At 73.7% G+C, this 22,766-nt stretch carries 23 protein-coding genes; 15 read left to right on the top strand and 8 right to left on the bottom strand.

The window, feature by feature from the left end:
* The first annotated feature begins 10 nt into the window (after positions 1-10).
* The 7 genes from EDD40_RS07060 (at position 11) to EDD40_RS07030 (ending at position 7,590) form a co-directional block, all read left to right on the top strand.
* Positions 11-1,222 (top strand): cytochrome P450, encoded by a 1,212-nt coding sequence (locus EDD40_RS07060; protein WP_123742174.1) that lies wholly within the window; start codon positions 11-13, stop codon positions 1,220-1,222.
* A 213-nt stretch (positions 1,223-1,435) separates the two neighbouring features.
* Positions 1,436-3,610 (top strand): MMPL family transporter, encoded by a 2,175-nt coding sequence (locus EDD40_RS07055; RefSeq protein ID WP_211348106.1) that lies wholly within the window; start codon positions 1,436-1,438, stop codon positions 3,608-3,610.
* Between the two features lie 192 nt (positions 3,611-3,802).
* Positions 3,803-4,006, top strand: a complete 204-nt coding sequence (locus EDD40_RS43285) for an MbtH family protein (protein ID WP_236594923.1) — start codon at positions 3,803-3,805, stop codon at positions 4,004-4,006.
* 1 nt (position 4,007) lies between these two features.
* Entirely contained in the window at positions 4,008-4,952 is a 945-nt protein-coding gene (locus EDD40_RS07045) for an ATP-binding cassette domain-containing protein (RefSeq protein ID WP_246037497.1), read from the top strand.
* A 204-nt stretch (positions 4,953-5,156) separates the two neighbouring features.
* The gene (locus EDD40_RS07040; RefSeq protein ID WP_123742171.1) at positions 5,157-6,407 is read left to right on the top strand and encodes a cation:proton antiporter; all 1,251 of its coding nucleotides are present in this window, start codon (positions 5,157-5,159) and stop codon (positions 6,405-6,407) included.
* A complete protein-coding gene (locus EDD40_RS07035) occupies positions 6,404-6,913 on the top strand; it encodes a flavin reductase family protein (protein WP_123742170.1) in 510 nt (169 codons plus the stop codon). The genes EDD40_RS07040 and EDD40_RS07035 overlap by 4 nt, the downstream gene beginning before the upstream one ends.
* Positions 6,914-6,996: 83 nt before the next feature.
* The gene (locus tag EDD40_RS07030) at positions 6,997-7,590 is read left to right on the top strand and encodes a hypothetical protein (RefSeq protein ID WP_148088711.1); all 594 of its coding nucleotides are present in this window, start codon (positions 6,997-6,999) and stop codon (positions 7,588-7,590) included.
* Between the two features lie 5 nt (positions 7,591-7,595).
* On the opposite strand, the gene EDD40_RS07025 is transcribed toward EDD40_RS07030, so the two are convergent.
* From EDD40_RS07025 to EDD40_RS40950, 3 genes are all read right to left on the bottom strand, one after another.
* On the bottom strand, positions 7,596-8,678 hold the full coding sequence (locus EDD40_RS07025; RefSeq protein WP_123742168.1) for an LCP family protein: 1,083 nt from the start codon (positions 8,676-8,678) through the stop codon (positions 7,596-7,598).
* On the bottom strand, positions 8,675-9,178 hold the full coding sequence (locus EDD40_RS07020; RefSeq protein ID WP_123742167.1) for a SigE family RNA polymerase sigma factor: 504 nt from the start codon (positions 9,176-9,178) through the stop codon (positions 8,675-8,677). The genes EDD40_RS07025 and EDD40_RS07020 overlap by 4 nt, the downstream gene beginning before the upstream one ends.
* A 163-nt stretch (positions 9,179-9,341) precedes the next feature.
* Complete coding sequence (locus EDD40_RS40950) at positions 9,342-10,295, bottom strand: Gfo/Idh/MocA family protein (protein WP_170184981.1); 954 nt, start codon at positions 10,293-10,295, stop codon at positions 9,342-9,344.
* Between the two features lie 151 nt (positions 10,296-10,446).
* Here EDD40_RS40950 and EDD40_RS07000 point away from each other — a divergent pair, with 151 nt between their 5' ends.
* Together EDD40_RS07000 and EDD40_RS06995 are read left to right on the top strand one after the other, a co-directional pair.
* Positions 10,447-11,679, top strand: a complete 1,233-nt coding sequence (locus tag EDD40_RS07000; RefSeq protein ID WP_123742164.1) for a DUF4032 domain-containing protein — start codon at positions 10,447-10,449, stop codon at positions 11,677-11,679.
* A gap of 22 nt (positions 11,680-11,701) precedes the next feature.
* Complete coding sequence (locus EDD40_RS06995; RefSeq protein ID WP_123742163.1) at positions 11,702-12,700, top strand: YdcF family protein; 999 nt, start codon at positions 11,702-11,704, stop codon at positions 12,698-12,700.
* A 75-nt stretch (positions 12,701-12,775) separates the two neighbouring features.
* On the opposite strand, the gene EDD40_RS06990 is transcribed toward EDD40_RS06995, so the two are convergent.
* Positions 12,776-14,626 (bottom strand): S9 family peptidase, encoded by a 1,851-nt coding sequence (locus EDD40_RS06990; protein ID WP_123742162.1) that lies wholly within the window; start codon positions 14,624-14,626, stop codon positions 12,776-12,778.
* 94 nt (positions 14,627-14,720) lie between these two features.
* On the opposite strand from EDD40_RS06990, the gene EDD40_RS06985 reads away from it, so the two are divergent.
* Positions 14,721-15,257 (top strand): ArsR/SmtB family transcription factor, encoded by a 537-nt coding sequence (locus EDD40_RS06985; protein WP_123742161.1) that lies wholly within the window; start codon positions 14,721-14,723, stop codon positions 15,255-15,257.
* Positions 15,258-15,497: 240 nt separating this feature from the next.
* Here EDD40_RS06985 and EDD40_RS06980 read toward each other — a convergent pair whose 3' ends face one another.
* Positions 15,498-16,418 carry a DMT family transporter gene (locus EDD40_RS06980; RefSeq protein ID WP_246037495.1) on the bottom strand — a complete coding sequence of 307 codons (921 nt, stop codon included), beginning with the start codon at positions 16,416-16,418 and terminating at the stop codon, positions 15,498-15,500.
* A gap of 41 nt (positions 16,419-16,459) precedes the next feature.
* Here EDD40_RS06980 and EDD40_RS06975 point away from each other — a divergent pair, with 41 nt between their 5' ends.
* Entirely contained in the window at positions 16,460-16,957 is a 498-nt protein-coding gene (locus EDD40_RS06975; protein ID WP_123742159.1) for a MarR family winged helix-turn-helix transcriptional regulator, read from the top strand.
* A 102-nt stretch (positions 16,958-17,059) separates the two neighbouring features.
* Positions 17,060-17,518 carry a DUF4383 domain-containing protein gene (locus tag EDD40_RS06970; protein ID WP_123742158.1) on the top strand — a complete coding sequence of 153 codons (459 nt, stop codon included), beginning with the start codon at positions 17,060-17,062 and terminating at the stop codon, positions 17,516-17,518.
* 338 nt (positions 17,519-17,856) lie between these two features.
* On the opposite strand, the gene EDD40_RS06965 is transcribed toward EDD40_RS06970, so the two are convergent.
* The gene (locus tag EDD40_RS06965) at positions 17,857-19,029 is read right to left on the bottom strand and encodes a glycosyltransferase (RefSeq protein ID WP_123742157.1); all 1,173 of its coding nucleotides are present in this window, start codon (positions 19,027-19,029) and stop codon (positions 17,857-17,859) included.
* A 254-nt stretch (positions 19,030-19,283) separates the two neighbouring features.
* On the opposite strand from EDD40_RS06965, the gene EDD40_RS06960 reads away from it, so the two are divergent.
* Complete coding sequence (locus tag EDD40_RS06960; protein ID WP_123742156.1) at positions 19,284-19,526, top strand: acyl carrier protein; 243 nt, start codon at positions 19,284-19,286, stop codon at positions 19,524-19,526.
* Between the two features lie 54 nt (positions 19,527-19,580).
* The gene (locus EDD40_RS06955; protein WP_123742155.1) at positions 19,581-20,081 is read left to right on the top strand and encodes a metallophosphoesterase family protein; all 501 of its coding nucleotides are present in this window, start codon (positions 19,581-19,583) and stop codon (positions 20,079-20,081) included.
* A 283-nt stretch (positions 20,082-20,364) separates the two neighbouring features.
* Here EDD40_RS06955 and EDD40_RS06950 read toward each other — a convergent pair whose 3' ends face one another.
* The gene (locus tag EDD40_RS06950) at positions 20,365-20,877 is read right to left on the bottom strand and encodes a GNAT family N-acetyltransferase (protein WP_123742154.1); all 513 of its coding nucleotides are present in this window, start codon (positions 20,875-20,877) and stop codon (positions 20,365-20,367) included.
* Positions 20,874-21,515: a class I SAM-dependent DNA methyltransferase gene (locus EDD40_RS06945; protein WP_123747824.1), complete on the bottom strand. Its 642-nt coding sequence runs from the start codon at positions 21,513-21,515 to the stop codon at positions 20,874-20,876. The genes EDD40_RS06950 and EDD40_RS06945 overlap by 4 nt, the downstream gene beginning before the upstream one ends.
* Positions 21,516-21,634: 119 nt before the next feature.
* On the opposite strand from EDD40_RS06945, the gene chrA reads away from it, so the two are divergent.
* On the top strand, positions 21,635-22,759 hold the full coding sequence (chrA, locus tag EDD40_RS06940; RefSeq protein ID WP_123742153.1) for a chromate efflux transporter: 1,125 nt from the start codon (positions 21,635-21,637) through the stop codon (positions 22,757-22,759).
* Positions 22,760-22,766 lie beyond the last annotated feature (7 nt).

Raw genomic sequence — 22,766 nt, 5'->3', positions numbered from 1 at the left:
GGACCCGGACATGACCGCCCACCTGGCCGACGTCGACCTGGCCGACCTGGACCTGGCCGACCCGCAGACGTTCCTGGACGTGGACCTGCACTCGATGTGGCGGCGGCTGCGCGAGGAGGACCCCGTGCACTGGAACCCGCCGGGTGACGGCACGCCGGGCTTCTGGGTGCTGTCGCGCCACGCCGACATCGTCGCGGTCTACAAGGACAACAAGAGGTTCACCTCCGAGCACGGCAACGTGCTGGCGACCTTGTTGCGCGGCACGGACTCGGCGTCGGGCAAGATGCTCGCGGTCACCGACGGCCCCCGGCACCGCGACGTGCGCAACCTGATGATCAAGTCGTTCTCGCCGCGGGTGCTGGAGAAGGTCGCCGACCGGGTGCGCCAGCGCACCCGCGCGTTGGTGGGCGGCCTGGTCGGGCCGGCGTTCGACTTCGCGACCGACGTGGCCGACCACATCCCGATCAACACCATCGGCGACCTGATGGACGTGCCCGTCGCCGACCGGGCGAAGCTCGTGGACTGGAACAACCGGACGTTGAGCCGCTACAGCTCCGAGGACGCGGAGATGGAGGAGTGGCTGGCCCGCAACGAGATCCTGCTCTACTTCTCGGGCCTGGCCGAGGAACGCCGGCGCAGCCCCGGCGACGACGTGGTCAGCGCCCTGGCCAACGGGCTGGTGGACGGCGCGCCGCTGAGCGAGGACGAGATCGTCTTCAACTGCTACAGCCTCATCCTCGGCGCGGACGAGTCCAGCCGCATGTCCTCGATCGGCGGTCTCCTGGCGCTGCACCAGCACCCGGAGCAGTGGCGGGCGCTCAAGGACGGCGCGGTCGACCTGGGCACCGCCACCGAGGAGGTGCTGCGCTGGACCACGCCCGCCATGCACTTCGGCCGCCGCGCCGTCGTGGACGTGGAGCTGGGCGGGCGGCTCATCAGGGCGGGCGACGTGGTGACGCTGTGGAACAGCTCGGCGAACTTCGACGAGGAGGTGTTCGCCGACCCGATGTCGTTCGACCTGTCCCGCACGCCGAACAAGCACATCGCGTTCGGCCACGGGCCGCACTTCTGCCTGGGCGCCTACCTCGGTCGCGCCCACGTGCGGTCGGTGCTGGAAGCGGTGCGGGACCTGGTGGACGGGATCGAGCTCGCCGGCGAGCCGCGCCGGCTGTTCTCCAACTTCGTCCACGGCTACTCCAGCCTGCCGGTGACGTTGCGCTGACCACCGCCGCCCGACCACCCCGACCCGGACGTCGCCCCCGCGGCAGGCGTCCGGGCCGGGGTTCCCGCGCGCCCGCGGCGCCGGACCGGCCAGGGGTGGGGACAGCCCTACCCGTGGCCGGTGGGCACCACCAGTGCCGGTCCGGTCACGCAGCGGAAGGATCACAAGCACAGTGCCACAACGGAGGAGTTGAGGGTCGTGGGCAGCTCGCCGGTGACCGTGTCAATCGCCAAGTGGAGCGCCACCCACCCGTGGCGCGCGATCATCGGGTGGCTCGCCTTCGTCGCGGTGTGCGTCGCCGCGGGCGCCATCGTGGGCGTCCGCGACGCCTCCAGCGAGGACTACCGGGTCGGCGAGGCGGGTCGCGCCGAGACCGTGGCGGCCGACAGCGGGCTGCTGGACCCGATCGTGGAACGGGTGCTCGTCACCTCGCCGTCCGGGCCGCTCGACCAGGCCGCCGCCGACGCCGCGGCCCGCGAGGTCGCCGACCGGATGCGGGCCCTGGCCGAGGTGTCCTCGGTCGGCGCGCCGACCCGCTCCCCGAACGGTGACGCCGTCCTGGTCGAGGTGACCATGAAGGCCACCGACCGCACGGCGATGGAGCAGGTGGCGGCGCTGCTGGACCAGACGGCCGCGGTGCGCGACGCCCACCCGGAGCTGGTGGTCGAGCAGACCGGCGGCGTGTCGATCGACGTCGGCATCGACGAGCAGCTGGCGCAGGACCTGGCGTTCGCGGAGAAGCTGACGCTGCCGGTGACCCTGCTGATCCTGCTGGTCGTGTTCGGCGCGCTGGTCGCGGCCGGCGTGCCCGTGCTGCTGGGGTTGTCGTCCGTGGTGACGGCGATGGCGCTGTCGGCGGTGGCCTCGCACGTGTTCCCCGACGCGGGCGCGACGAAGAACGTGATCCTGCTGCTGGGCATGGCCGTCGGCGTGGACTACTCCCTGTTCTACCTCAAGCGGGAACGGGAGGAACGCGCGCGCGGCGGTGGCCGGGTCGACCACGTGACCGCGGTGGAGCTGGCGGCGGCGACGTCCGGCCGGGCGATCGTGGTGTCCGGTCTCGCCGTCATGGTCTCGATGGCCGGTCTCTACCTCGTCGGCGACGTGGTGTTCTCGTCGCTGGCCACCGGCTCGATCATCGTGGTGGCGGTGGCGGTCGTCAGCTCGCTCACCGTGCTGCCCGCGCTGCTGGCCAAGTTCGGCCGGTGGGTCGACCGGCCGCGCGTGCCGCTGCTGTGGCGGCTCACCCGGCGCGGTGACGGCCGGGTGTGGCGCCGGGCGCTGGAGCCGTCGATGGCGCGGCCGGGGCGGACCCTGCTGGTCACCACCGGCGCGCTGCTGCTGCTCGCGCTGCCCGCGTTGGGCATGGAGCTGGGGTTGCCGGGCAACGACACGCTGCCCGAGGAAGTCGCGGAGATCCGCACCCACGACCGGATGGTGGCGTCGTTCCCCGGCGAGGGCGCGCGGCACGTGGTGGTGGTGCGGGCCGACCCGGCGCGGGCGGCGGAGGTGGCGTCGGCGGTGGACGGGCTGGTGGCCCGGACGCAGGGCGACCCGCTGTTCGCGCCCGGCGCCGCCCGGCGGGTGTCGGCCGACGGCCGGGTGACCGTGCTGGAGCTGCCGATCCCGTTCTCGCCGGAGTCGCCGCGGGCCGCGGAGTCGTTGGCGGAGCTGCGCGGCGAGCTGGTGCCCGCGGCGGTGGGCGGGTTCGAGCACGCGGTGTCCGGCGACGTGGCGCGCAACGTGGACACGGTGGCGCACCAGGCCGACAAGCTGCTGCGCGTGGTGCTGTTCGTGCTGCTGCTGACGTTCGTGATGATCGTGGTCGCGTTCCGGTCCGTGGTGATGGCGCTGCTGACGATCGCGCTCAACCTGCTCGCGACCGCGGCCACGTTCGGCGTGCTGGTGCTGGTGTTCCAGCTCGGCTGGGCCGAGGACCTGCTGGACTTCACCTCCGGCGGGTTCATCGTCTCGCGGGTGCCGCTGTTCCTGTTCGTGATCCTGTTCGGGCTGTCGATGGACTACCACGTGTTCGTGCTGAGCCGGGTGCGCGAGGTGGCGCGGACCGGCGTCCCGTCGTGGCAGGCGGTGCGCGAGGGCATCGCGGGCTCCGCCGGGGTGGTGACCAGCGCGGCGGTGGTCATGGTGTCGGTGTTCGTCAGCTTCGTGTTCACCGGCCTGCTGGAGATGAAGCAGCTGGGCCTGGGGCTGGCGGTGGCCGTGGTGCTGGACGCGTTCGTGATCCGGCTGCTGGTGCTGCCGTCGGCGATGCGCCTGCTGGGCCGGGCCGGCTGGTGGCCGTCGAAGCTGTCGCGCCGGCCGGTCCACCCGACCGTCGAGTCGCAGTCGCAGTCGCAGTCGCCCGAGGAGGCGCACCTGCCGAGGTGACGAGGTGACCGGGGGATGACCTCCCGGGTCGTGACGCCGCCCGAGCGCGCGCCACGACCCGGGAGGTTCCGCTGCGTCGGCCCGGACGTGCCGCGCGGGACCGGTCAGGTATCCGTCAGTGCGCGGTCAGCGGTGGTGACCAGGATCGGGAGCACCCGAGGCCGACGCCGGCGACGCGGACGGAGTACTGACGTGGTGAACCCCTTTGACGACGAGGACGGCACGTTCCTGGTGCTGGTGAACGACGAGGGCCGGCACAGCCTGTGGCCGACCTTCGCGGACGTGCCCGCGGGCTGGACCGTCGCGCTCGACGCCGGCCCCCGCGCCGCCGCGCTGTCCTATGTGGAGCGCAACTGGACCGACATGCGGCCCGCGAGCCTGCGCGAGGCGGGCTGACGTGGACGCCGCGATTCGCGTTGAGGGACTGAAGAAGACCTACAAGGGCACCGAAGCCCTCCGAGGGGTCGACCTGACCGTCAAACCGGGATCGGTGCTGGGCCTGCTCGGTCCCAACGGCGCCGGCAAGACGACCGCCGTGCGGGTCATGACGACGTTGCTCGCACCGGACAGCGGGCTGGTCGAGGTCGCCGGCTACGACGTGACGCGCCAACCGGGGCAGGTCCGCCGGCGGATCGGCCTGGCCGGGCAGTACGCCGCGGTCGACGAGCTGCTCACCGGCCGGGAGAACCTGGTCCTCGTCGGCAAGCTCCTGCACCTGGGCGGCCGGGGCGCCCGGGCGCGCGCCGCCGAGCTGCTGGAGCGCTTCGACCTCGTCGGGGCGGCCGACCGGCCCGTCGGCACCTACTCCGGCGGCATGCGCCGCCGCCTCGACCTGGCGGGCTGCCTGGTCGGCCGGCCGCGGGTGCTGTTCCTCGACGAGCCGACCACCGGGCTCGACCCGGCCAGCAGGCAGTCGCTGTGGAACACGGTGCGCGGCCTGGTCGCCGACGGCATGACCGTGCTGCTGACCACCCAGTACCTGGAGGAGGCCGACTACCTGGCCGACCAGATCGTGGTCATCGCCGCCGGCCAGGTGATCGCCGACGGCACCCCGGACGAGCTCAAGCGCAAGGTCGGCCAGGAGTGGCTGGAGGTGGCCGTGGCGCTGCCGGACCGGGTGGCCGACGCGGTGGCGGTGCTCGCGCCGCTGGCCGTGGACGAGCCGGGCGCCGACCCCGCCCGGGGCCTGGTGAAGCTGCAACTGCGCGACGGCATGGACGGCATCGCGGCCGCCGCCGTCGCCCTGCGGGACGCGGGGGTGGACGTCGCGGACTTCGCGCTGCGCCGCCCGACCCTCGACGACGTGTTCTTCAACCTCGTCGGCCACCAGCCCCAGGGCTGACCCGCCGGCCACCGGCGGCCGGGCAGCCGACCCGCCCACACCCACGCACGCCCCCGGCGCCGACGTTCGCGGCCCGACAGCGAGAGGCGCCGTCCACCGATAGGGAAGGGAACCCGCCGTGACCATGCGCATCCGCAACTTCGCGGGCAGCCGCGCGCTGTCGATGACCAGACACCACGTCCCCCGGTCACCGGGGGCGCGACCGTGACCGAGGTCCTGTTGCGGGTGGGGCACGTGGCAGCCGTGCTGGCGGTAGTGCTGGTCGCGGCGTACTCGGGTCGGGTCGCGGCGCGCGCCGCGCGCCAGCCCGAGGTCGTCGGCGAGATCCTGGCGGGCATCCTGGTGGTGCCCGCGGTCCTCGCGGTCGGCGGGACGCCGACCCTCGCCGCGGTGCTGCCCACCGACGTGGTCGGCCCGCTGAAGGTGATCGGCCAGATCGGCCTGGTGCTGTTCCTGGTCGGCGTGGCGCACGAGCTGCGGCACGGCGGCTCCGGCCTCGGCGCCCGCGCGGTCGGCTGGGTGACCGCGGGCTCGTTCGTGCCCGCCCTGCTCACCGGCCTGGTGATGGCCGCGTGGGTGGTCTGGTTGGCCGACCCGGACCTGCGCGGCGACGCGCCGGTGCCCGCGCTGGTGCTGATGATCGCGGTCGCGTTGAGCGTGACCGCCGTGCCCGTGCTGGCCCGCGTGCTGGAGGACCGCGGCATGGTCGACAGCCCGGCGGGCAAGCTCGCCATGGCCGCCGCCGTGGTCACCGACTCGGCGGCCTGGGTGCTGCTCGTGGTGGCCGTCGGCATCTCCGGCGGTCTCGTGGTGTCCCTGGTCCTGGTCGCCCTCGGTGTCGCGGTGACCGTCGTCGGGCGCGTCCTGCTGCGCTCCCGGGTGCCCGTGTCGGCGGCCGGGCGCTTCCCCCGCGCCACCGGCGCCGGCATCGCCGGGGTGGCGCTGCTGGTGGCGTTCCAGTTCGAGCACTGGGGCCTGACCGCCGTGTTCGGCTCGTTCGTGGTCGGCCTCGCGATCCCCGGCGGCGTGTGGGCCGGGGCCGTGCGGGCCGTCACGTCGACCGGCCGGCTGCTGGTGCCGGTGTTCTTCGTGGTGGCGGGCATGGGCGTGGCGAACGCGCCGCGCGGCTCGGTGCCGTGGACCGCGATCGCCGTCGCCATCGCGCTGGCCGTCGTCGGCAAGGTCGGCGGCGGTTACCTGGGCGGGCGGTTGGCCGGTCAGGACCGTCGCACGGCGATGACGGTCGGCGTGCTGGTGAACACCCGCGGCCTGACCGAGATCGTCGTGCTGCAAGCCGGGTACAGCGCCGGGCTGCTGTCCGTGCAGCTGTTCCTGGCCCTCGTGGTGATGGCGTTGGCGACCACCGGCATGACCGGTCCGCTGCTCTCGATCATCGAACGCACCCGCGCTCCGAAGCCCGTGCCGGTACCCGAGTTGCCCGGGAGCAGGTCATGACCCAGTCGCTGCCCGCGATCGAGATCGCGGAGTTCCGCACCCTGATGTCGCACTTCCCGACCGGTGTCGCGGTCGTCACCACGACCGGCGAGGACGACTCGCCGCGCGGCATGACCGTCTCCTCGGTGTGCAGCGTGACGTTGTCGCCGCCGACGCTGCTGGTCTGCCTGCGCAACGGCAGCCCGACCCTGGACGCGGTGGTGGCCCGCGGCGCGTTCGCGGTGAACTTCCTGCACGGCGACGCCAAACCCGTCGCGGAGCTGTTCGCCTCCGGCGCGCCGGACCGCTTCGACCTGGTCCCGTGGCTCGTGCCGCCGAGCGGGGGCGGGCCGCACCTGGTGCGGGACGCGCACGCGGTGGTCGACTGCCGGGTCAGCCGGACCGAGACCGTCGGCGACCACACGGTGGTGTTCGGCGAGGCGTTCCAGGTCGCGCAGGAGCACGGCCACCTGCCGCTGCTCTACGGCATGCGCGAGTACCGGGTGTGGCGGGCCGAGCAGGGGTAGGGCCAGCCCTACCGGCAGTTGGAGAACCATGATCGCCCCGGCGGCCCCTGTCGCCGGGGCGATCGCGCACTAGCCTCGGGAACGTGGCCCGGTTCTCGCCAGTGATCACCAGGTACGCGCCGGAGAGCTTCGACCTGTGGCCGGTGTCCGGCGGCGACGGCGGCTGGCTGCACCTGGACGGGACGGTGGGGCAGGACGAGGTCGGCTCGGTGCTCTGCACGCTGTACCTGCACAGCGGCGGCCGGGACGCCCGGACCGCGGCGGCGGCGGTGCACGAGCTGATCGGCTTCGACACCTTGTGCGGGCTCGGCGGGCTGCTGCTCGACGGCGGCGACGGGGTGCGCGTCGAACCCGTCGGCACCGACCTGTTCGAGTGGCGCACGTGGCTGCACGCGCTGCACCGCGCGCCCGTCGACCTCGGCCGCCCGCCCGCGCCGTGGGTCGAGCACGTCGGCGTGGACGTGGTCCGCGTGTGGGTGGCCGAAGGGCGCGACGTGCCGCACGTGGACCTGCCCAGGACCGCGCTGCCCGCGATGCTGCGCGCCGCGCAGCGCGACCTGGCCGACTTCCTCGTCCCGTTGCGCAGCTGGGCCGGCGTCCACTCGCCCCACCAGGTGGAGCTGCTGGTGGCGAGCGTGGACGCCGGCCTGCAGATCACCGAGCCGCTGCCGCTGTAGCCGGGTCAGCGCACGCAGTCGACGGGCGGCGGCGTCCGGCCGGGCTTCTCGGTCTCCGTGGCGGGCAGCGGGACGGAGTGGCCGCCGGTGGGCGCGCCGGTGGCGCCGTCGGCGAAGAACCCGGCCATGAACGCCCGCACCGCCGCCGGGTCGACCCGGCGGGCCTGGCCCCCGTCGGTGTCGACCTCGTCGCCGAGCGGGATGATCGCGGTCCGCACGGCGGGGGTGAGCCGCCCGGCGAGTTCGAGCACGTCCAGCCCGGGGTCGACGCGCACGCCGGTCGCCGTCACCCGCGCCAGCCGGGCGATCTCCGCGGGCCCGGCCTCGGCCAGCTCGCCCGCCAGCGACCGCAGGAACGCCAGCTGCCGCACGATCCGGTCGAGGTCGCCGTTGGCGAGCCCTTCACGCTGCCGCAGGAACGCCGGCGCCTGGGCGCCCGAGATCGACTGCGGCCCGGCGGGCAGGTCGACGCCGGAGAGCTCGTCGCGGACCGGGCGCCTGAGGCAGACGGGCACACCGCCGACCGCGTCGGACAGCGCGCCGAACGCCGCCACGTCGACCACCGCGTAGTGGTCGACCGCCACACCGGTCAGCGCCTCGACGGTCCGGACGAGCGACTGCGCGCCCGCCAGGTCGCCGTCACGCCCGTCGGCCCGCGCCGCCGCGTGGGCCCGCGCGTAGGCCGAGCTCAGCCTCCCCCGGCCCACCCCGGGGATGTCGACCAGGACGTCGCGGGGCAGCGCCGCCGCGCTCACCGAGCCGTCCGCGCCGACCCTCGCCAGCATTGCGGAGTCGGTGTTCGCCGACCCGTCCAGGCCGACCAGCAGCACGGTCCGCGCGGTCGTGGTCACCGGTGGCGCGGCCGGGTCGGTGGCCGGCGGCGCCGCGCCGCGGTCCACGGTCAGCGGCACGACCACCGCGACGACCGCGGCGGCGACGGTCAGCCCGGCCGCGGCGAACAGCGCGAAGGGCCGCCGCCGGGTCCGCCCGCCGCGCAGGGTGGCCAGCACGGTCCGGTGGTCGACGGCCTGGCCCGCCTCGGCCGCGATCGCGTCGCGGATGAGGGCTTCCTGCCGGGTGTCGGTCATCGCAGCACCTCCGACGGCGCGTTCTCGTTGACCCGCAGCGTGTGCAGCGCGCGGGAGATGTGGCTGCGGACGGTTCCCTCCGCGCAGCCCAGGATTCCGGCGATCTCGGCGTCGCTGCTGTCCTCGTAGTAGCGCAGCACGAGCGCGGCCCGCTGCTTGCGCGGCAGCACGGCGATCCGGGCGCGCATCGCGTCCCGTTCGGCGTGGCGCACGGCCGGGTCGGCCACGGCGGGCGCCAGGTCGTCGAGCACGACGTGGGTGGCGGACACGTCCCGGGCCGCCCGGCGGCGACGCCACGACAGGTACTCGTTGGTCACCATCCGCTTGACGTACAGGTGGGGCACGTCGACCGCGCCGATCCGCGCCCACTTCTGCCGCGCGCGCAGCAGCACGTCCTGGACGATGTCCTGGGCGAGGTGCTTGTCGCACGTCAACGCCGTGGCGTACCGCAGTAGTCGATCAAGCCGCTCGGTGACGAACTGGTCGTAGTCGGCCGGCACGTCGCTCCCTTCCGCCGCTCCCTGGTTTCCGTCGCGGACGGGAAACCCCTCGGAGGACGTCCCACGTTGCACCACCCGGGTGTGACCTGCGCCACCGCGCCGGGTGGGGTGGGCTACTGCCCGGCCCGGCCGGCCACCGGGCGCGGAGGCGCGGGCTCCCCGCTCACGACCGCCGGCCGGCGGTGGCGTGCAGGTCGGTCAGGGACGCGGCGGCGGCGAGACCGAGGATCGGGTCCGGCCGGTCGGACAGCAGGCTCGCGTACAGCGGGCGGTAGTGCGCGACCTTGCGCGGCGTGCGGCCGTCACCGCCGTGCTCGGCCAGCAGCTCGCCGCCGCGGAACGCGAACCCGGTCATCGCCGTGTGATCCAGCCACACCTCCACGTCACCGCAGGTGAAGGCGGTGGACTTGCTGCTCGCGCCGGTGCGCCAACTCGTGTGCAACCGGGCCTCGCCCACCGCGCCGCGCGACCGGAACGACGCCACCGCCCAGCAGCTCGTGCGCTCGTCCCGCAGCGACGTCACCTCGTCGACCCGCACGAGGCGGGCCAGGACGGTGAGCTGGTTGATGCCCGAGTCCGTCCACGCCGAGAGGTAGGACGTGAACGCCTGCTCGCCCTTGAGCACGTACGGGTCGTTGAACGCCGACGTGACGGCGGTGACCGGCCCCCACTCCGGGTGGGCGGCCACCAGGTCGGCCGCCCACCGCACCTCCGGCGAGAACGCGAAGTGGTGCGCGGTGAACAGCCGGCCGTGCGAGCCGGCCACGCCGCGCAGCCGGTCCACCGACGCCGGGTCCGGCGCCAGCGGTTTCTCCACCAGCACCCGCGCGTCGGAGCCGGTCAACACGGCCGCGGCGAGGTCGGCGTGCGAGTCGGCCGGCGTGGCGACCACCACCAGGTGCGGTCGGTGCGCCGCCAGCGCGTCGTCGAGGTCCCGGTGGTGCGCGGGGGTCGCGCCCCGGAACATCGGCGGCTCGGCGCGCGGGTCGACGGTGAACACGAGGTCCACCTCGGACCGCTCGGCGAGCACCTCCAGGTGCGTCCGGGCGATGGCGCCGACCCCGACCAGCCCGACCCGCGTCCGCCCGTCGACCCGTCGCACTCCGCCAGCGTCCACACCGGGCAGTATCCCTCCACCCCGGACGGCGGCCACCGGGCGGGGCCGCCCTCTTTCTGGATCGTGACGACCAGGACACATCGCGTGGCTCGACGACACCGCGACGAGGTAGTTTCGGCGTCGTCCGCCGCGCACCAGCCACGGGGAGCACATGCGATTCCTCTTCCGCCCACCCGCCAGCGAGGCCGGTGGGCTGCTCACCCTGCCGTGGGCCCAGCCGTTGGAGGAGTGGGACGAGAAGCTGCTGCTGACCGTCCCGCAGCGGGGCATCTCGCGGCACGTCGTGCGGTTCGTCGCCAGCGAGGGCCGCGTGTACGCGCTCAAGGAGATCGCCGAGTCGCTGGCCCGCCACGAGTACGCCGTGCTCGGCGACCTGGAGGGCGAGGGCATGCCCTCCGTGGCGGTGCTCGGGCTGTGCGTCGACCGCCCGGACGACCAGCAGGCCATCCTGGTCACCCGCTACCTCGACCACTCGATGTCCTACCGCTACCTGTTCTCCAGCCCGCGCGGCGAGCACTCGGCCGAGCGCCTGGTGGACGTGCTGGTCGAGCTGCTGGTGCGGCTGCACCTGTCCGGCACGTTCTGGGGCGACTGCTCGCTGTCGAACACGCTGTTCCGGCTCGACGCGGGCAACCTGGCCGCCTACCTGGTGGACGCCGAGACCGTCGAGCGGCACCCGCAGCTCTCCGCCGGTCAGCGCACCTACGACGTGGACCTGGCCCGCGAGCGCATCGGCGGTGAGCTGATGGACCTCGAAGCAGGCGGCCTGCTGCCCTCCGACATCGACCCGATCGAGATCGCCGACAGCGTGCCCCGCCGCTACGCCGCGCTGTGGGACGAGGTGACCCGCGAGGAGTTCTTCCAGCTCGACGAGCAGCGCTACCGGGTCGCCGAGCGCCTGCGCCGGCTCAACGACCTCGGCTTCGACGTGGACGAGGTCGAGCTGGTCACCTCGGACAGCGGCGCGCGGCTGCGGGTGGACATCCGGGTCGCCGAGATCGGCCAGAGCCGCCGCGAGCTGTTCAAGCTCACCGGCCTGGAGGTGCAGGAGGGCCAGGCCAGGCGCCTGCTCAACGACCTGCGCTCGTTCCGCGCCTACCTGGAGCAGCGCGACGGCGCGCCCGTGCCCGAGACCACCGCCGGTCACCTGTGGCGCAACGAGGTCTACGACCCGGTGGTCGCCGCCGTGCCGCCCGACCTGCTCGGCGTGCTGGCGCCGGCGGAGCTGTTCCACGAGGTGCTGGTGCACCGCTGGTTCCTGTCCGAGAACGCGGGCCGCGACGTGGGCACCACCGCCGCGCTGCGCTCCTACCTCGCCACCGTGCTGCCCGGGCAGGAGGCGTCGGACCGCGACAGCGCCCTCGGGGACGACGACTTCGGATGACCGGCCGTCTACATTGGCCGGCATGATCTTCGGGATCGCGGCGCTCGTGCCCGCCCTGTTCTTCGTGGTCGGCGTCGTCCGGGACCGGCGGCGCCTCGGCAACGCCGTGTGGCTCGGCGTGACGCTGGTGCTCCTGCTGCTGTGGCTGGTGTTCCGGGCCTCGGCGACGGGCGGGTGGGCCGCCGTCGCCGTCGGCTACGCGTTCGTGGCCCTGCTGCTGGGGCTGGGTTTCGTGCTGCCGAGCGCGTTGGTCGCCAACGGCGTGCTGATGCTGCGCCGCGAAGGTCTCGGCCTGGCGAACCTGCTCTCGTTGCTCGCCGGGCTCGCCATCTTCGGCCTGGTGGTCGCGTTCGGGTTCGCCACCGCGCACACCGGGCCGGTGGTCGACGCGGTGATCGGGTCGCTGCTGATCGTCTCGGCCTACGTCGCGTTCCTGTTCGTCAGCCTGCTGCTGTACTCGATCGTGTACGGCAGCGTGGGTCGCCGCACGGGGTTCGACGCGATCGTCGTGCTCGGCGCGGGCCTGATCGGCGACCGGGTGCCGCCGCTGCTGGCCGCCCGGCTGGACCGCGGCCTGCACCTGTACCGCCGGGAGGTGGCCGCGGGCCGCACGCCGCTGCTCGTCGTCTCCGGCGGGCAGGGCCCGGGTGAGGTGGTGTCCGAGGCGGCGGCGATGCGCGAGTACCTGCTGCGCCGGGACGTGCCGGACGGGCTGATCGTCCTGGAGGACCGCGCGACGACGACCGAGCAGAACCTGGAGTACAGCGCGAAGCTCCTCGCCGACCGGGAGTGGACCGGCCGCGCGGTCGCGGTGACCAACAACTTCCACGTCTTCCGCGCCGCCGTGCTGGCCCGGCGGCTGCGGCTGCGCATGCAGATCATCGGCGCGCCGACGGCGTGGTACTTCCTGCCCAGCGCGTTCCTGCGGGAGTTCGCCGCCCTGCTGGCGCAGAACCCGGTCGTGCACACCGTCACGTGCGGCCTGCTGGTCGGCCTGCACCTGCTGCTGACCCTGTCCTGACCCGAGCGGGGCCGGGCCGCCGGAGGTGGCGGCCGGCCGGCCGGGGAGGTTCGCGCCGGGGTGCGTGCGGGGTCGTCAGCGGAGGTGGTCGGCGAACCAGGAGACGATCAGCCCGATGGTGGCGGCGAGCCCTTCCCGGGCCCACTCGTGCCCGACACCGGGGTGCAGCACGAGCCGCGTCGGTTTGCCCAGCTCACGCAGCCTGCCGTACATCCGCTCGGACTCCGCCGGGTCGACGTTGGCGTCGTTCTCGCCGTGCATCAGCAGCACCGGCGCGGTGAGCCGGTGCGCGTTGCCGAGCGGGCTGCGCTCGGTGAGGACGGCCACGTCCGCCGGGTCGTCGGGATCGCCGATCCAGTCCACCGCCCGCTTGCGCCAGGTCGGCGGGAACCCCTCGATGTCGCTGAGCAGGTCCGACGGCCCGCACTCGCTCACCCCCGCCCGCCACAGGTGCGGCAACCTGGTCAGGCACGACAGCGCGGCGAACCCGCCGTACGACGCGCCGTGCACCCCCAGCCGCGTCGGGTCCGCCCACGGCACGTCGTCCAGCAGCCGCGCCGACGCCTCCAGGTCGGCCAGGTCCCCGCCGCCCCAGTCGCGGTAGATCAGCCGCTGGTAGCGCAGCCCGTAGCCGGACGAGCCGCGGAAGTTCGGCGCCAGCACGCCGATGCCCCGCGCCAGCAGCGACTGCACCAGCGGGTCGAACACCGGCTTCGCCTGGTACTCGGGTCCACCGTGGACGCTCACCACCACCGGCGTCGCCCGGTCCGCGCCCGCCGACGGCGGCCGGTACAGCAGGCACGGCACGGTTTCGCCGTCGGCGCTGGTCGCGTGGACGAGCGTCGGCGGCACGACCGCGTCCGGCAACCGCGCGCCGCAGTCGGTGAGCTGCCGGGCCTCGCCGCGCGGCAGGTCCGCCAGGAACAGGTCGGTCGCGCCGTCCGGCCGGCCGAGCTGCACCAGCAGCTCCCCGGACGCGGTGAACCGCGGCGCGAAGCCGTCGAGGCCGAACTCGGTGACCGCGACACCGCGCGGCAGCCCGGCGACGTCGGCGGGCGGGCCGCCGACGTCCGCCCACCGCAGCCAGGTGTACCCGTCCTCGTTGAGGCCCCACGCCAGCCGCGTGCCGTCCGGTGAGAGGGCGCCGCCCTCCACGTCGGACTCGGGGGTGTCGAGCCAGGTCAGCTCACCGTCCAGGGACAGCGTGGCGAGACCGAGGAAGTCCCGGCCCTGGGTGGTGCACAGGTAGACGCCGGACGAGTCGGGCAGCCACGCGAACGGGTGGTACTTCGCCGGGCCGTCGTGCGGGGTGAGCAGCCGGACCTCGCCGGTGGCGAGGTCGCACGCGAACAGGTCCTGCTCGGTGTTCTGGTGCAGCCGCAGCACGAGCAGCAGCCGCGCGTCGGGGGAGAAGCCGATCGGCAGGTAGCGGTCGTCGCCGGGCAGCACGATCCGCTCGTCGCCGGTGCGCAGGTCGCGCACCAGCACGTCGAACACCTCGCGGTCGCGGGCGTTGGACGCGTAGGCGAGCAGCGCGCCGTCCGGGCTGTAGGGCCGCCCGTTGCTGCCGTGCGGCGTGCCGATCTCGCACCGCACCCCGTCCTCGGCGACCAGCCACCGCACCTCGCCCGTCCCGGGGTCGATCTCGGCCAGCCGGTGGTCCTCGCCGCCGTCCGGGTCGGTCAGCACCAGCAGCCGCGTCCCGTCGGGCCGCCAGACGCACCGGCGGACCGACCCGGCCACCTCCACGTGACGAGGGGGCCCGTCCAGGGTCGACACCCACGGCTGCGGCCGGCCGGAGGCGTCGCTGATGTACACCAGGCCCCGGCCGTCCGGGCTGGGCTCCGCGCCGGTCAGCCACTCGAAGTCGGTCCAGCCCGCCGTCCCGTCGAGCGCCTCGTCCACCTGCCGCGCCGGTCCGTCCACGCCGCCCCCAAGTGATTTCAGATTGTGCAATCGATGTCAGTGAATCAAATCACCGGCGGGGGCGGCAAGACGGGGGTGGGCTAGCCTCTGCGGCGTGCCGGCCCCGTCTGACCACCCCGCCCGCGACGCCACGGTCGAGGAGCTCAAGGCGCTCGCACACCCGTTGCGCTGGCGCATCCTGCGGTTGTGCTGGGACCGGGCGTTGACGAACAAGGAGCTGGCGGACCGGCTCGGCGTCGCCCCGGCGACCGTGCTGCGGCACGTGCGGGCACTGGTGAAGCAGGACTTCCTGACCGCCGACCCGGTGCGCAGCGGCGCGCGCGGCGCGCTGGAACGGCCGTACCGGTCGACCGGCCGCACGTGGCGGCTCGGGTTGGTCGACGTCGAGGGCGAGGGCCTGGTCCAGCGGGTGGACCTGGCGATGCTCGCCGCGCACCGGGCCGAGGTGCTCGAAGCCGGGCCGGACGCCTACCGCGACACCGCGCGGGGCGTGCTGCGCCTCGGCGCGCGGTCGCAGGCGGAGCTCAACGCCCGGATGATCGCCCTGATCACCGAGTTCGTGGAGCGCGACGAGGCCGACGGCGAGCCGTTGAGCTACTTGTGGTCGCTGGTGGCGCGGTCGCAACCGTGAGCACCGGGTGCCCGATCGGGCGATGGGGGTCCCCTTTCGAGTGACCACACTGGACTGCGCGGGGTGGCTTCGTCGGCCTTGGTCGCAGTCCACCGGGGGCATCGGTGGGCTTTCACGTCATTCTGGGGGGGAAGGGCAGGGTGCAGTGGTGGGACTGCGGCCCGTGGAACCGGCAGTGGTGGGAGAACCGGGCCGGCTGAGCCGGGCGGGCTGAGCCCGAGTCGGTCAGGTTCGGCCGGGTCAGCTTCGGCCGGGTCGGGTTCGGCTGGGTCGGGAGCGGTGCCGTGCCCGCCTCTCCGGGGGCGGGCACGGTGCGGGCGGGCGGGTGTTCTGCCCGAGCAGCACGCCGGACAGCACGAGCACCAGCCCCAGCGCCTGGTGCGCGCCCAGCGACTCACCCGCCGACAGCAGGCCGAGCACGACCCCGGTGACCGGGTTGAGCAGGCCGATCAGCCCCACCGTCCCGGCGTCCAGGTGCCTGAGGCCGCTGAACCAGGCGACGAACGCGACCGCGGTGGCGACCACCGACACGAACGCGAAACCGGGCAGGGTGGCGCCGGTGAGCGGCGGGGGAGCGCCCTCGACCGCGAGCGCCGGTCCGACGAGCACCGCGCCACCCGCGACGAGCTGCCACGACGTCACCGACAGCACGTCCGTGCCCGCGCCCCAGCGCTTGGTGAGGATGTGCCCGAACGCGGACATCGCCATCGCGGCGACCGACACGAGGACCCCGAGCGGGTCGACGGCGTCCACGCCCGAGGCGAGCATGAGCACCACGCCCGCGACGCCCGTGAGCGCGCCGAGGACCGTCCGACCGCGGGGTCGCTCACCGAGCAGGGGCCACGCCAGGGCGATCATCGCGACCGGCGACGTCGCCATGATCGTCGAGGCCAGGCTGGTCGGCAGCAGTTGCGCGGCGAGGTAGACGAGGGTGAAGAACACGCCCATGTTCACCGTGCCGAGCACGAGCGACCGCCACCACCACGCGCCGCGCGGACGTCTGCGGCACAGGAGGAGCAGCAGCACGCCGGCGGGGAGCGCGCGCAGCACCGCGCCCCACAGCGGGTGGTCGGCGGGCAGGAAGTGGCGGGTGACGTAGTACGTCGAGCCCCACGCGACCGGGGCGATCGCGGTGACCAGGCCCCACCGGATAGTTTCCACGGAAGACACTATAGCTTCCACGGAAGCGATAGTGTGGTGGCATGGAACTCGACCGCGTGGCCCGGATCCAGGCCGAATGGGCTCGGGAACGGCCGGACCTCGACGTCACGCCCCAGGGCGTCATCGGCAGGCTGCACCGCCTCGCGGCCGTGCTGACCGAGCAGCTCGCCGTCGTGTACCGGCGGCACGGGCTGGGTGAGGGCGAGTTCGACGTGCTGGCCGCGTTGCGCCGGGCGGGCGCCCCGTACGAGCGCGCACCGGGCGAACTGGCCCAGCACACGATGGTGACCACGGGCGCGATCACCAAGCGCATCGACCGGCTGGAACGGGACGGCCTGGTGACCCGCAGGCCGGGGCAGGACGACGCCAGGCGGCGCGTGGTCGCGCTCACCGAGGCGGGCAAGCAGGTGATCGACCAGGCGTTCACCGAGCACATGGCCAACGAGCGGCGGCTGCTCGACGCCCTCGACGCCGACGACGCCGGGCGGTTGGAGCAGATCCTCACCACGTGGCTGGCCCGGTTCGAACCACCCCGCTGACACGCGCTGACCTGCCGGCGTGGTGAGCGTCGTTTGCCCGCACGCGCGTCGGGTAGTCGGACGGCAACCGAAGTGGGTTTCCGCGAGGCGACAGGAGTCGACATGTCCAGACCCGGAACAGCGACGACACGCACACCGGTCCAACTGGCGGCGACGGTGGTGGGCGCGGTGTTCCTCGTGGTCGGGATCGCCGGGTTCATCCCCGGCATCACCACCGACTACGACACGATGCAGTTCGCGGGCCACGAGTCGCACGCCAAGCTGCTCGGCGTGTTCGCCGTGTCCATCCTGCACAACATCGTGCACCTGGCGTTCGGCGTCCTCGGCCTGGTGATGGCCCGGACGATGCGCAACGCGTTCCTGTACCTCGTCGCGGGTGGCGTCGTCTACCTGCTGCTGTGGTTGTACGGGCTGATCGTCGACCACGACAGCTCGGCCAACTTCGTGCCGCTGAACACCGCCGACAACTGGCTGCACCTGCTGCTCGGCATCGGCATGATCGCGCTCGGCTTCGCGCTGGGTCGGACGGCTCGGCCGAACCGGGTCGCCGGGAACGGGTGAGCCCGGACGAGTGAGGCAGGACGGGTGGAGTCGGGAGGCGACGGCGGTGGGGTCGGAGTCGGAGTTCGGACCCGGACCCGGGTCCGGGTCCGGGGACACACCGACTCGGGGCCTCCGCCCGCGCCGGCGTACCTGCCGCCGTCCGACCCCGACCGGCCGAGGCCCCGGTGGCGATCACCTACCGGGGCCGAGGCCCATCCGGTTGCGCGCGTACGGCACGCCGGACGACCTGACCGACCGCCCGCGTGCTTATCGGCCGTGACGCTCACCGACGCTCGTCGACCCGGTGTGACACCCGGATCGACGAGCGTGGCCGCGTGGGCGACGAGAGGTCGGGGTCAGCCGTCGCTGATCGACGCTTCCAAGGTCTCCGGGCGGCCCGTGGCCTGGCGGTACACGTGGACCGTCTCGATGGCGATCCTGGTCGTGCTGAACCTCGCCTCGACGCGGTCGGTGGCGGCGATCCCGTAGGCGTCGCGGCGGGCGTCGTCGGACAGCAGCGGGCGCAGCGCGCGGGCCAGCACCCGCGGGTCGTTCGGCGGCACGAGCAGGCCGGTGACACCGTCCACGACCGTGTCCGTCGAACCGCCGACACTCGCGGCCACCACCGGCACGCCGCACGCCATCGCCTCGAGCGGGGTGACGGCGGCGCAGCCCGACCCGGCGCAGACCACCACGTCGGCGGACCGCAGCAGCGCGGGCATCGCCACCTGCGGCACGCGGCCGACCAACCGGACCCGGTCACCGACGCCCGACGACCGCGCGTGCTCGCGCAACCTGCGCACCTCCTCGGCCCGCCCGCCCACGACCACCAACTCGGTGTCCCACACCGATCGCAACGCCGTGATCACGTCCTCGGCGCCACCCGAAGGCGACACCAGCCGGTGCGGCAACGGCCGGTTCAGCCGAGGACCGTCCGGCTTGAACCGCTCCACGTCCACCCCCGGCGGCACCACGGCCACCCGCGCCCGCGGCACACCCATGTGCACCAGCTGCGTCTTCTCCTCCGTGCACTGGGCCACGATCCGGCTCGCCTCACGCCCGATCAGCCGCTCGGTGGACAGCCGGGCCTCCGGCACGCCCTCGTCACCCGCCTGCTGCGCCATCACGCCCAGCGAGTGGAACGTCTGCACCACCGGCACGTCCAGACCGTTGGCGGCCAACACCGACGCCACCCCCGACGTCCAGTAGTGGGCGTGCACGACGTCCGGCGGGTCGGCCCGCCACTGCGACCGCAGGAACCGGGTGAACTCGTCCAGGTGAGGCAGCAGTTCGTCCGGGTGAACCGGACTCGGCGGCCCGGCGGCGACGTGCACCACGTCGTAACCGAACCGGGTGCGCACCACATCGGGTGAGCGAGGGGAGTCACGTCGGGTGTGCACCACGACGTCGTGCCCGGCCGCGACCAACGCCGCCGAAAGATCGGCGACCTGAACGTCCTGACCACCCTCTTCGGCGTCTCCGAGAACGGGCAGCGGGTTCGCATGCGCCGAGACGACCGCGATCCTCATGGGGGGTTCCTCCAGCCGGCGAAATGGCTCGCGCGAGACCAAGGCTGTCGTCTCAACCCGGTTCGCACGCTACAAGCAATGCCCGACTCCTGCCACTCAGCGAGACCGCGTCCGGGCGCCAGGCGGTTTGTCCGGCGGTTCGCTCGTGGTCCGTCCGTGGTTCATCCGGTGGATTGTCCGGCGGTGTGGTCGGCTTGGTGGGTTGACGGCCCGGATGGCGGGTACCGCACAGGGCGACCGACCGAGGAGGGTCCATGGCCACCGGTGAGACCGGATTCGACGACGTCAGCTACGACCTGATCTCCGTGCAGTACCACGCGCTCAAGGCGGGCCACGACTACGGCCAGTACGTGCGGGACGCGGAGAACGCGGGCAAGCACGAGATCGCCGCCTTCTTCCGCCGCGTGATGGAAGAGGACTCCGCGCGCGCCAAGCAGTGCCACGAGTTCTTGAAGGAGTTGACCGGGAGCGCCGACGCGGGCCCGGCGATGACGTGAACCGACTCGACCGGCCGGTCATCCGCGCAGTCGTGCCGTGCGGGTAGTCACGCCGTGCGGGTAGTCGTGCTGTCCGACACCCACGGGCCCCGGCGGTGGAAGTCGTGCCCTCCGCAAGTGGCGGAACACCTGCGCCACGCGGATGTCATCCTGCACGCGGGGGACGTCTGCGTGGCGTCCGTGCTGGACGAGCTGGCCCAGTACGCGCCGGTGACCGCCGTGCGCGGCAACAACGACGGGCCCGACGTGGCCGAGTGGGGCGCGCCCGAGACGGTCGAACTGGACCTCGCCGGCCTGCGCGTGGCGATGATCCACGACAGCGGCCAGGCGGTCGGACGCGCGGCCCGCATGCGCCGCCGGTTCCCGGAGGCCGACCTGGTGGTGTTCGGCCACTCCCACATCCCGGTGGACGTCACCGGCGAAGGCGCGGGCGGTGTGCGCGTGTTCAACCCGGGCTCACCCACCGACCGCCGCCGGCAGCCGCACGGGACGGTCGGGTTGCTCGACGTCGTGGAGGGCGAGCTGGTGTCGGCGCGGATCGTGCCGGTGACGTGAGGTGAGGGGTTGGGGTTCGATTTGACATGAGGCCCTTACGGGCACCCCAGCCTATGGGTCCGAGCCCGGGTAAAATCGGGCCCGGCGGGTTGGTTCGGGTCCGATGGGGTGGATTCTTGAGGTTTCGCTCACTCGACTGGGCGAAGAATGCAACCGAAGACAACCTGAATCGCATTTCTCACGTTAGCCGGGAAAAACGGCGGCCGGCGGCGACCACGGGTGGGCAGGCCCTCCGATTCGAGGGCCGGAAGGGCGAGGAGAGGGCAGGGGCATCGGGGAGAGGTCAGCGGAGGGTGATCAGGTAGCGGCGCAGGGGGCCGAGGTCGGTGGACTGGACGCCGTCGAAGGTGCCGCCGTTGCGCTCGATCGTCTTCACGGACGCGGTGTTGTGGTCTTCGCAGACCAGCAGCACCTCGGTCAGGCCGAGCGAGCCGGCCTCGACCAGCATGCGGCCCAAGGCCCAGGTGGCCAGACCCCGCCCCCGAGCGGACGGGCGGATGCCGTAGCCGATGTGGCCGAAGACCCGCACGTGGTCGGCGGGACCGAGCCGCAGCGCGATGCCACCGAGCACGCGGTCGCCCTCGACGATCCAGCGGCACACCGAGCCGGGCACGTCGGTGAGGCGCGCCACCCAGGCGGCGAAGCCCGGGGGTGAGTCGACCTCGTCGGACGGGTGCAGGCCGAAGCCGTCCTCGTGGACGCCCGGGCCCCAGTCGTCCCGGGCCGCCAACCAGGCGTGGTGGAGGCGGGTGGTGGGCGCGATCAGGGCCGGTTCGGCGCGGGGATGGTCGGTCAAGACCCGGTCCGGGCGATGAGCATTCCGCCGGGCACCTCGTCGTCCGGGCCCAGGAGGACCTGCGCCTCGATGGTGAAGCCCGCGTCCCGCAGCCAGCCGGCCACCCGCTCGACCGGACGCCGGTGGACGTGCAGCGACATCGGGTGGCCGCCGTAGCCCTCGGTCTTGAGGCGGACGCGGTCGCCCACGTGGAAGCCCAGCATGACGACGCCGCCCGGCCGGAGCACGCGCCGGAAGTGGGCGAGGACGGCCGGCACCTCGTGGTCCGGGACGTGGATGATCGAGTAGAACGCCAGCACCCCGCCGACCGAGTCGTCGGCCAGGGCGAGGTCGGTCATGGAGCCGATGTGGAACCGCAGGTCGGGGTGCTGCCGGCCGGCGAGTTCGACCATCCGGGGTGAGAGGTCGACGCCGAACGCGTCCAGGCCCAGCCCGTGGAGGTGGGACGTGATGAGGCCCGGTCCGCAGCCGATGTCGGCGACGGGGCCGCCGACGTCGCGGGCGGCCTCGGCGAACAGGGCCAGGACGCCGCGCAGGAGCGGGGACTCGGCCAGCGCCTCGCGCGTGAAGTCGAGGTAGCTGTCGGCCACCGCGTCGTAGGAAGCCCTGGTGTCGGTCAGCCAGTCGTCTGCGCTCACGGTGGTGAAGGTAACGCCACCCGACTCCTCGGCCACCGGGGCGACCGGAAGTGGTGGGAGGAGAGGATGGGGGAGGCGGGGTGACGTTCGGCTTCGGGAGTGGCGGCGGTGGGTGTCTCGTGAGCGGTCGGGTCGGGTTGGGGACCATCGTCCGCGAGTGGGGGCGGATCGGGTGCGTCGGGTTCGGTGGGCCGCCCGCGCACATCGCGTTGTTGCGCGACCTGTGCGTGACGCGGCGGGGGTGGCTGTCGGACCGCGAGTTCGAGGACGGCGTCGCGGTCACGAACCTGTTGCCCGGGCCCGCTTCCACGCAGCTCGCGATCCTGTGCGCGTGGCGGTTGCGCGGTGCGGTCGGGGCGGTGGTCGGCGGGGTGTGCTTCATCGTGCCGGGCCTGCTGGTGATCCTGGCGTTGGCGGTGCTGTTCCTGGCCGACGACGCGCCCGCGTGGGTGACGGGCGCGGCGGCGGGGGCGGGTGCGGCGGTGCCCGCGGTGGCGTTGCACGCGGCGTGGGGGTTGATCCCCGGCAGTTTCCGCGGGGTCGGCGCGGCGCGGGTGGCGCGGGCGCGGTGGGGGTTGTACCTGCTGCTGGGGGCGGTGGCGGCGGCGGTGACCGGGCCGTGGCTGGTGCTCGTGCTCGTCGCCGCCGGGCTGGTGGAGGTCGCGGTGCGCGCGCCCGGTCGGGCGGCGAACTGGCCGGTGGTGCTGGCCCTGCCCGCGGCGGGCGGCGGGTTGGGCGCGGTGGCGTGGGTGGCGGCGAAGGTCGGCGCGCTGTCGTACGGCGGCGGTTTCGTGATCATCCCGTTGATGCGGCAGGACGCCGTTCACACCTACGGGTGGATGACGGACGCGCAGTTCCTCAACGCGGTGGCGCTCGGGCAGATCACGCCGGGACCGGTCGTGCAGACGGTCGCGGTCGTCGGGTACGCCGCCGCCGGGCTCGGCGGCGGGCTGCTGGCCGCGTTCGTGGCGTTCGCGCCGTCGTTCGTGATGGTCATCGCGGGCGGGCCGAGGTTGTCGCGCCTGCGGGAGGACGGCCGGGCGCAGGCGTTCCTCACCGGCGCGGGCGCCGCGGCCATCGGGGCGATCGCGGGCTCCGCGGTGCCGCTGGCCTGGTCGCTGCACGAGCCGTGGCAGTTCGTCCTGCTCGGCCTCGCCGCGCTGTGGCTGCTGGCGCTGCGCCGGGGCGTGGTGAGCGCGCTGGTCGCCGCGGGCGTCGTCGGCGCCCTGGTCCCGCTGCTCTGAGCGGGCC

The organism is Saccharothrix texasensis, from assembly GCF_003752005.1.
GTDB lineage: Bacteria > Actinomycetota > Actinomycetes > Mycobacteriales > Pseudonocardiaceae > Actinosynnema > Actinosynnema texasense.
This window is presented reverse-complemented; position numbering and strand designations above follow the sequence as displayed.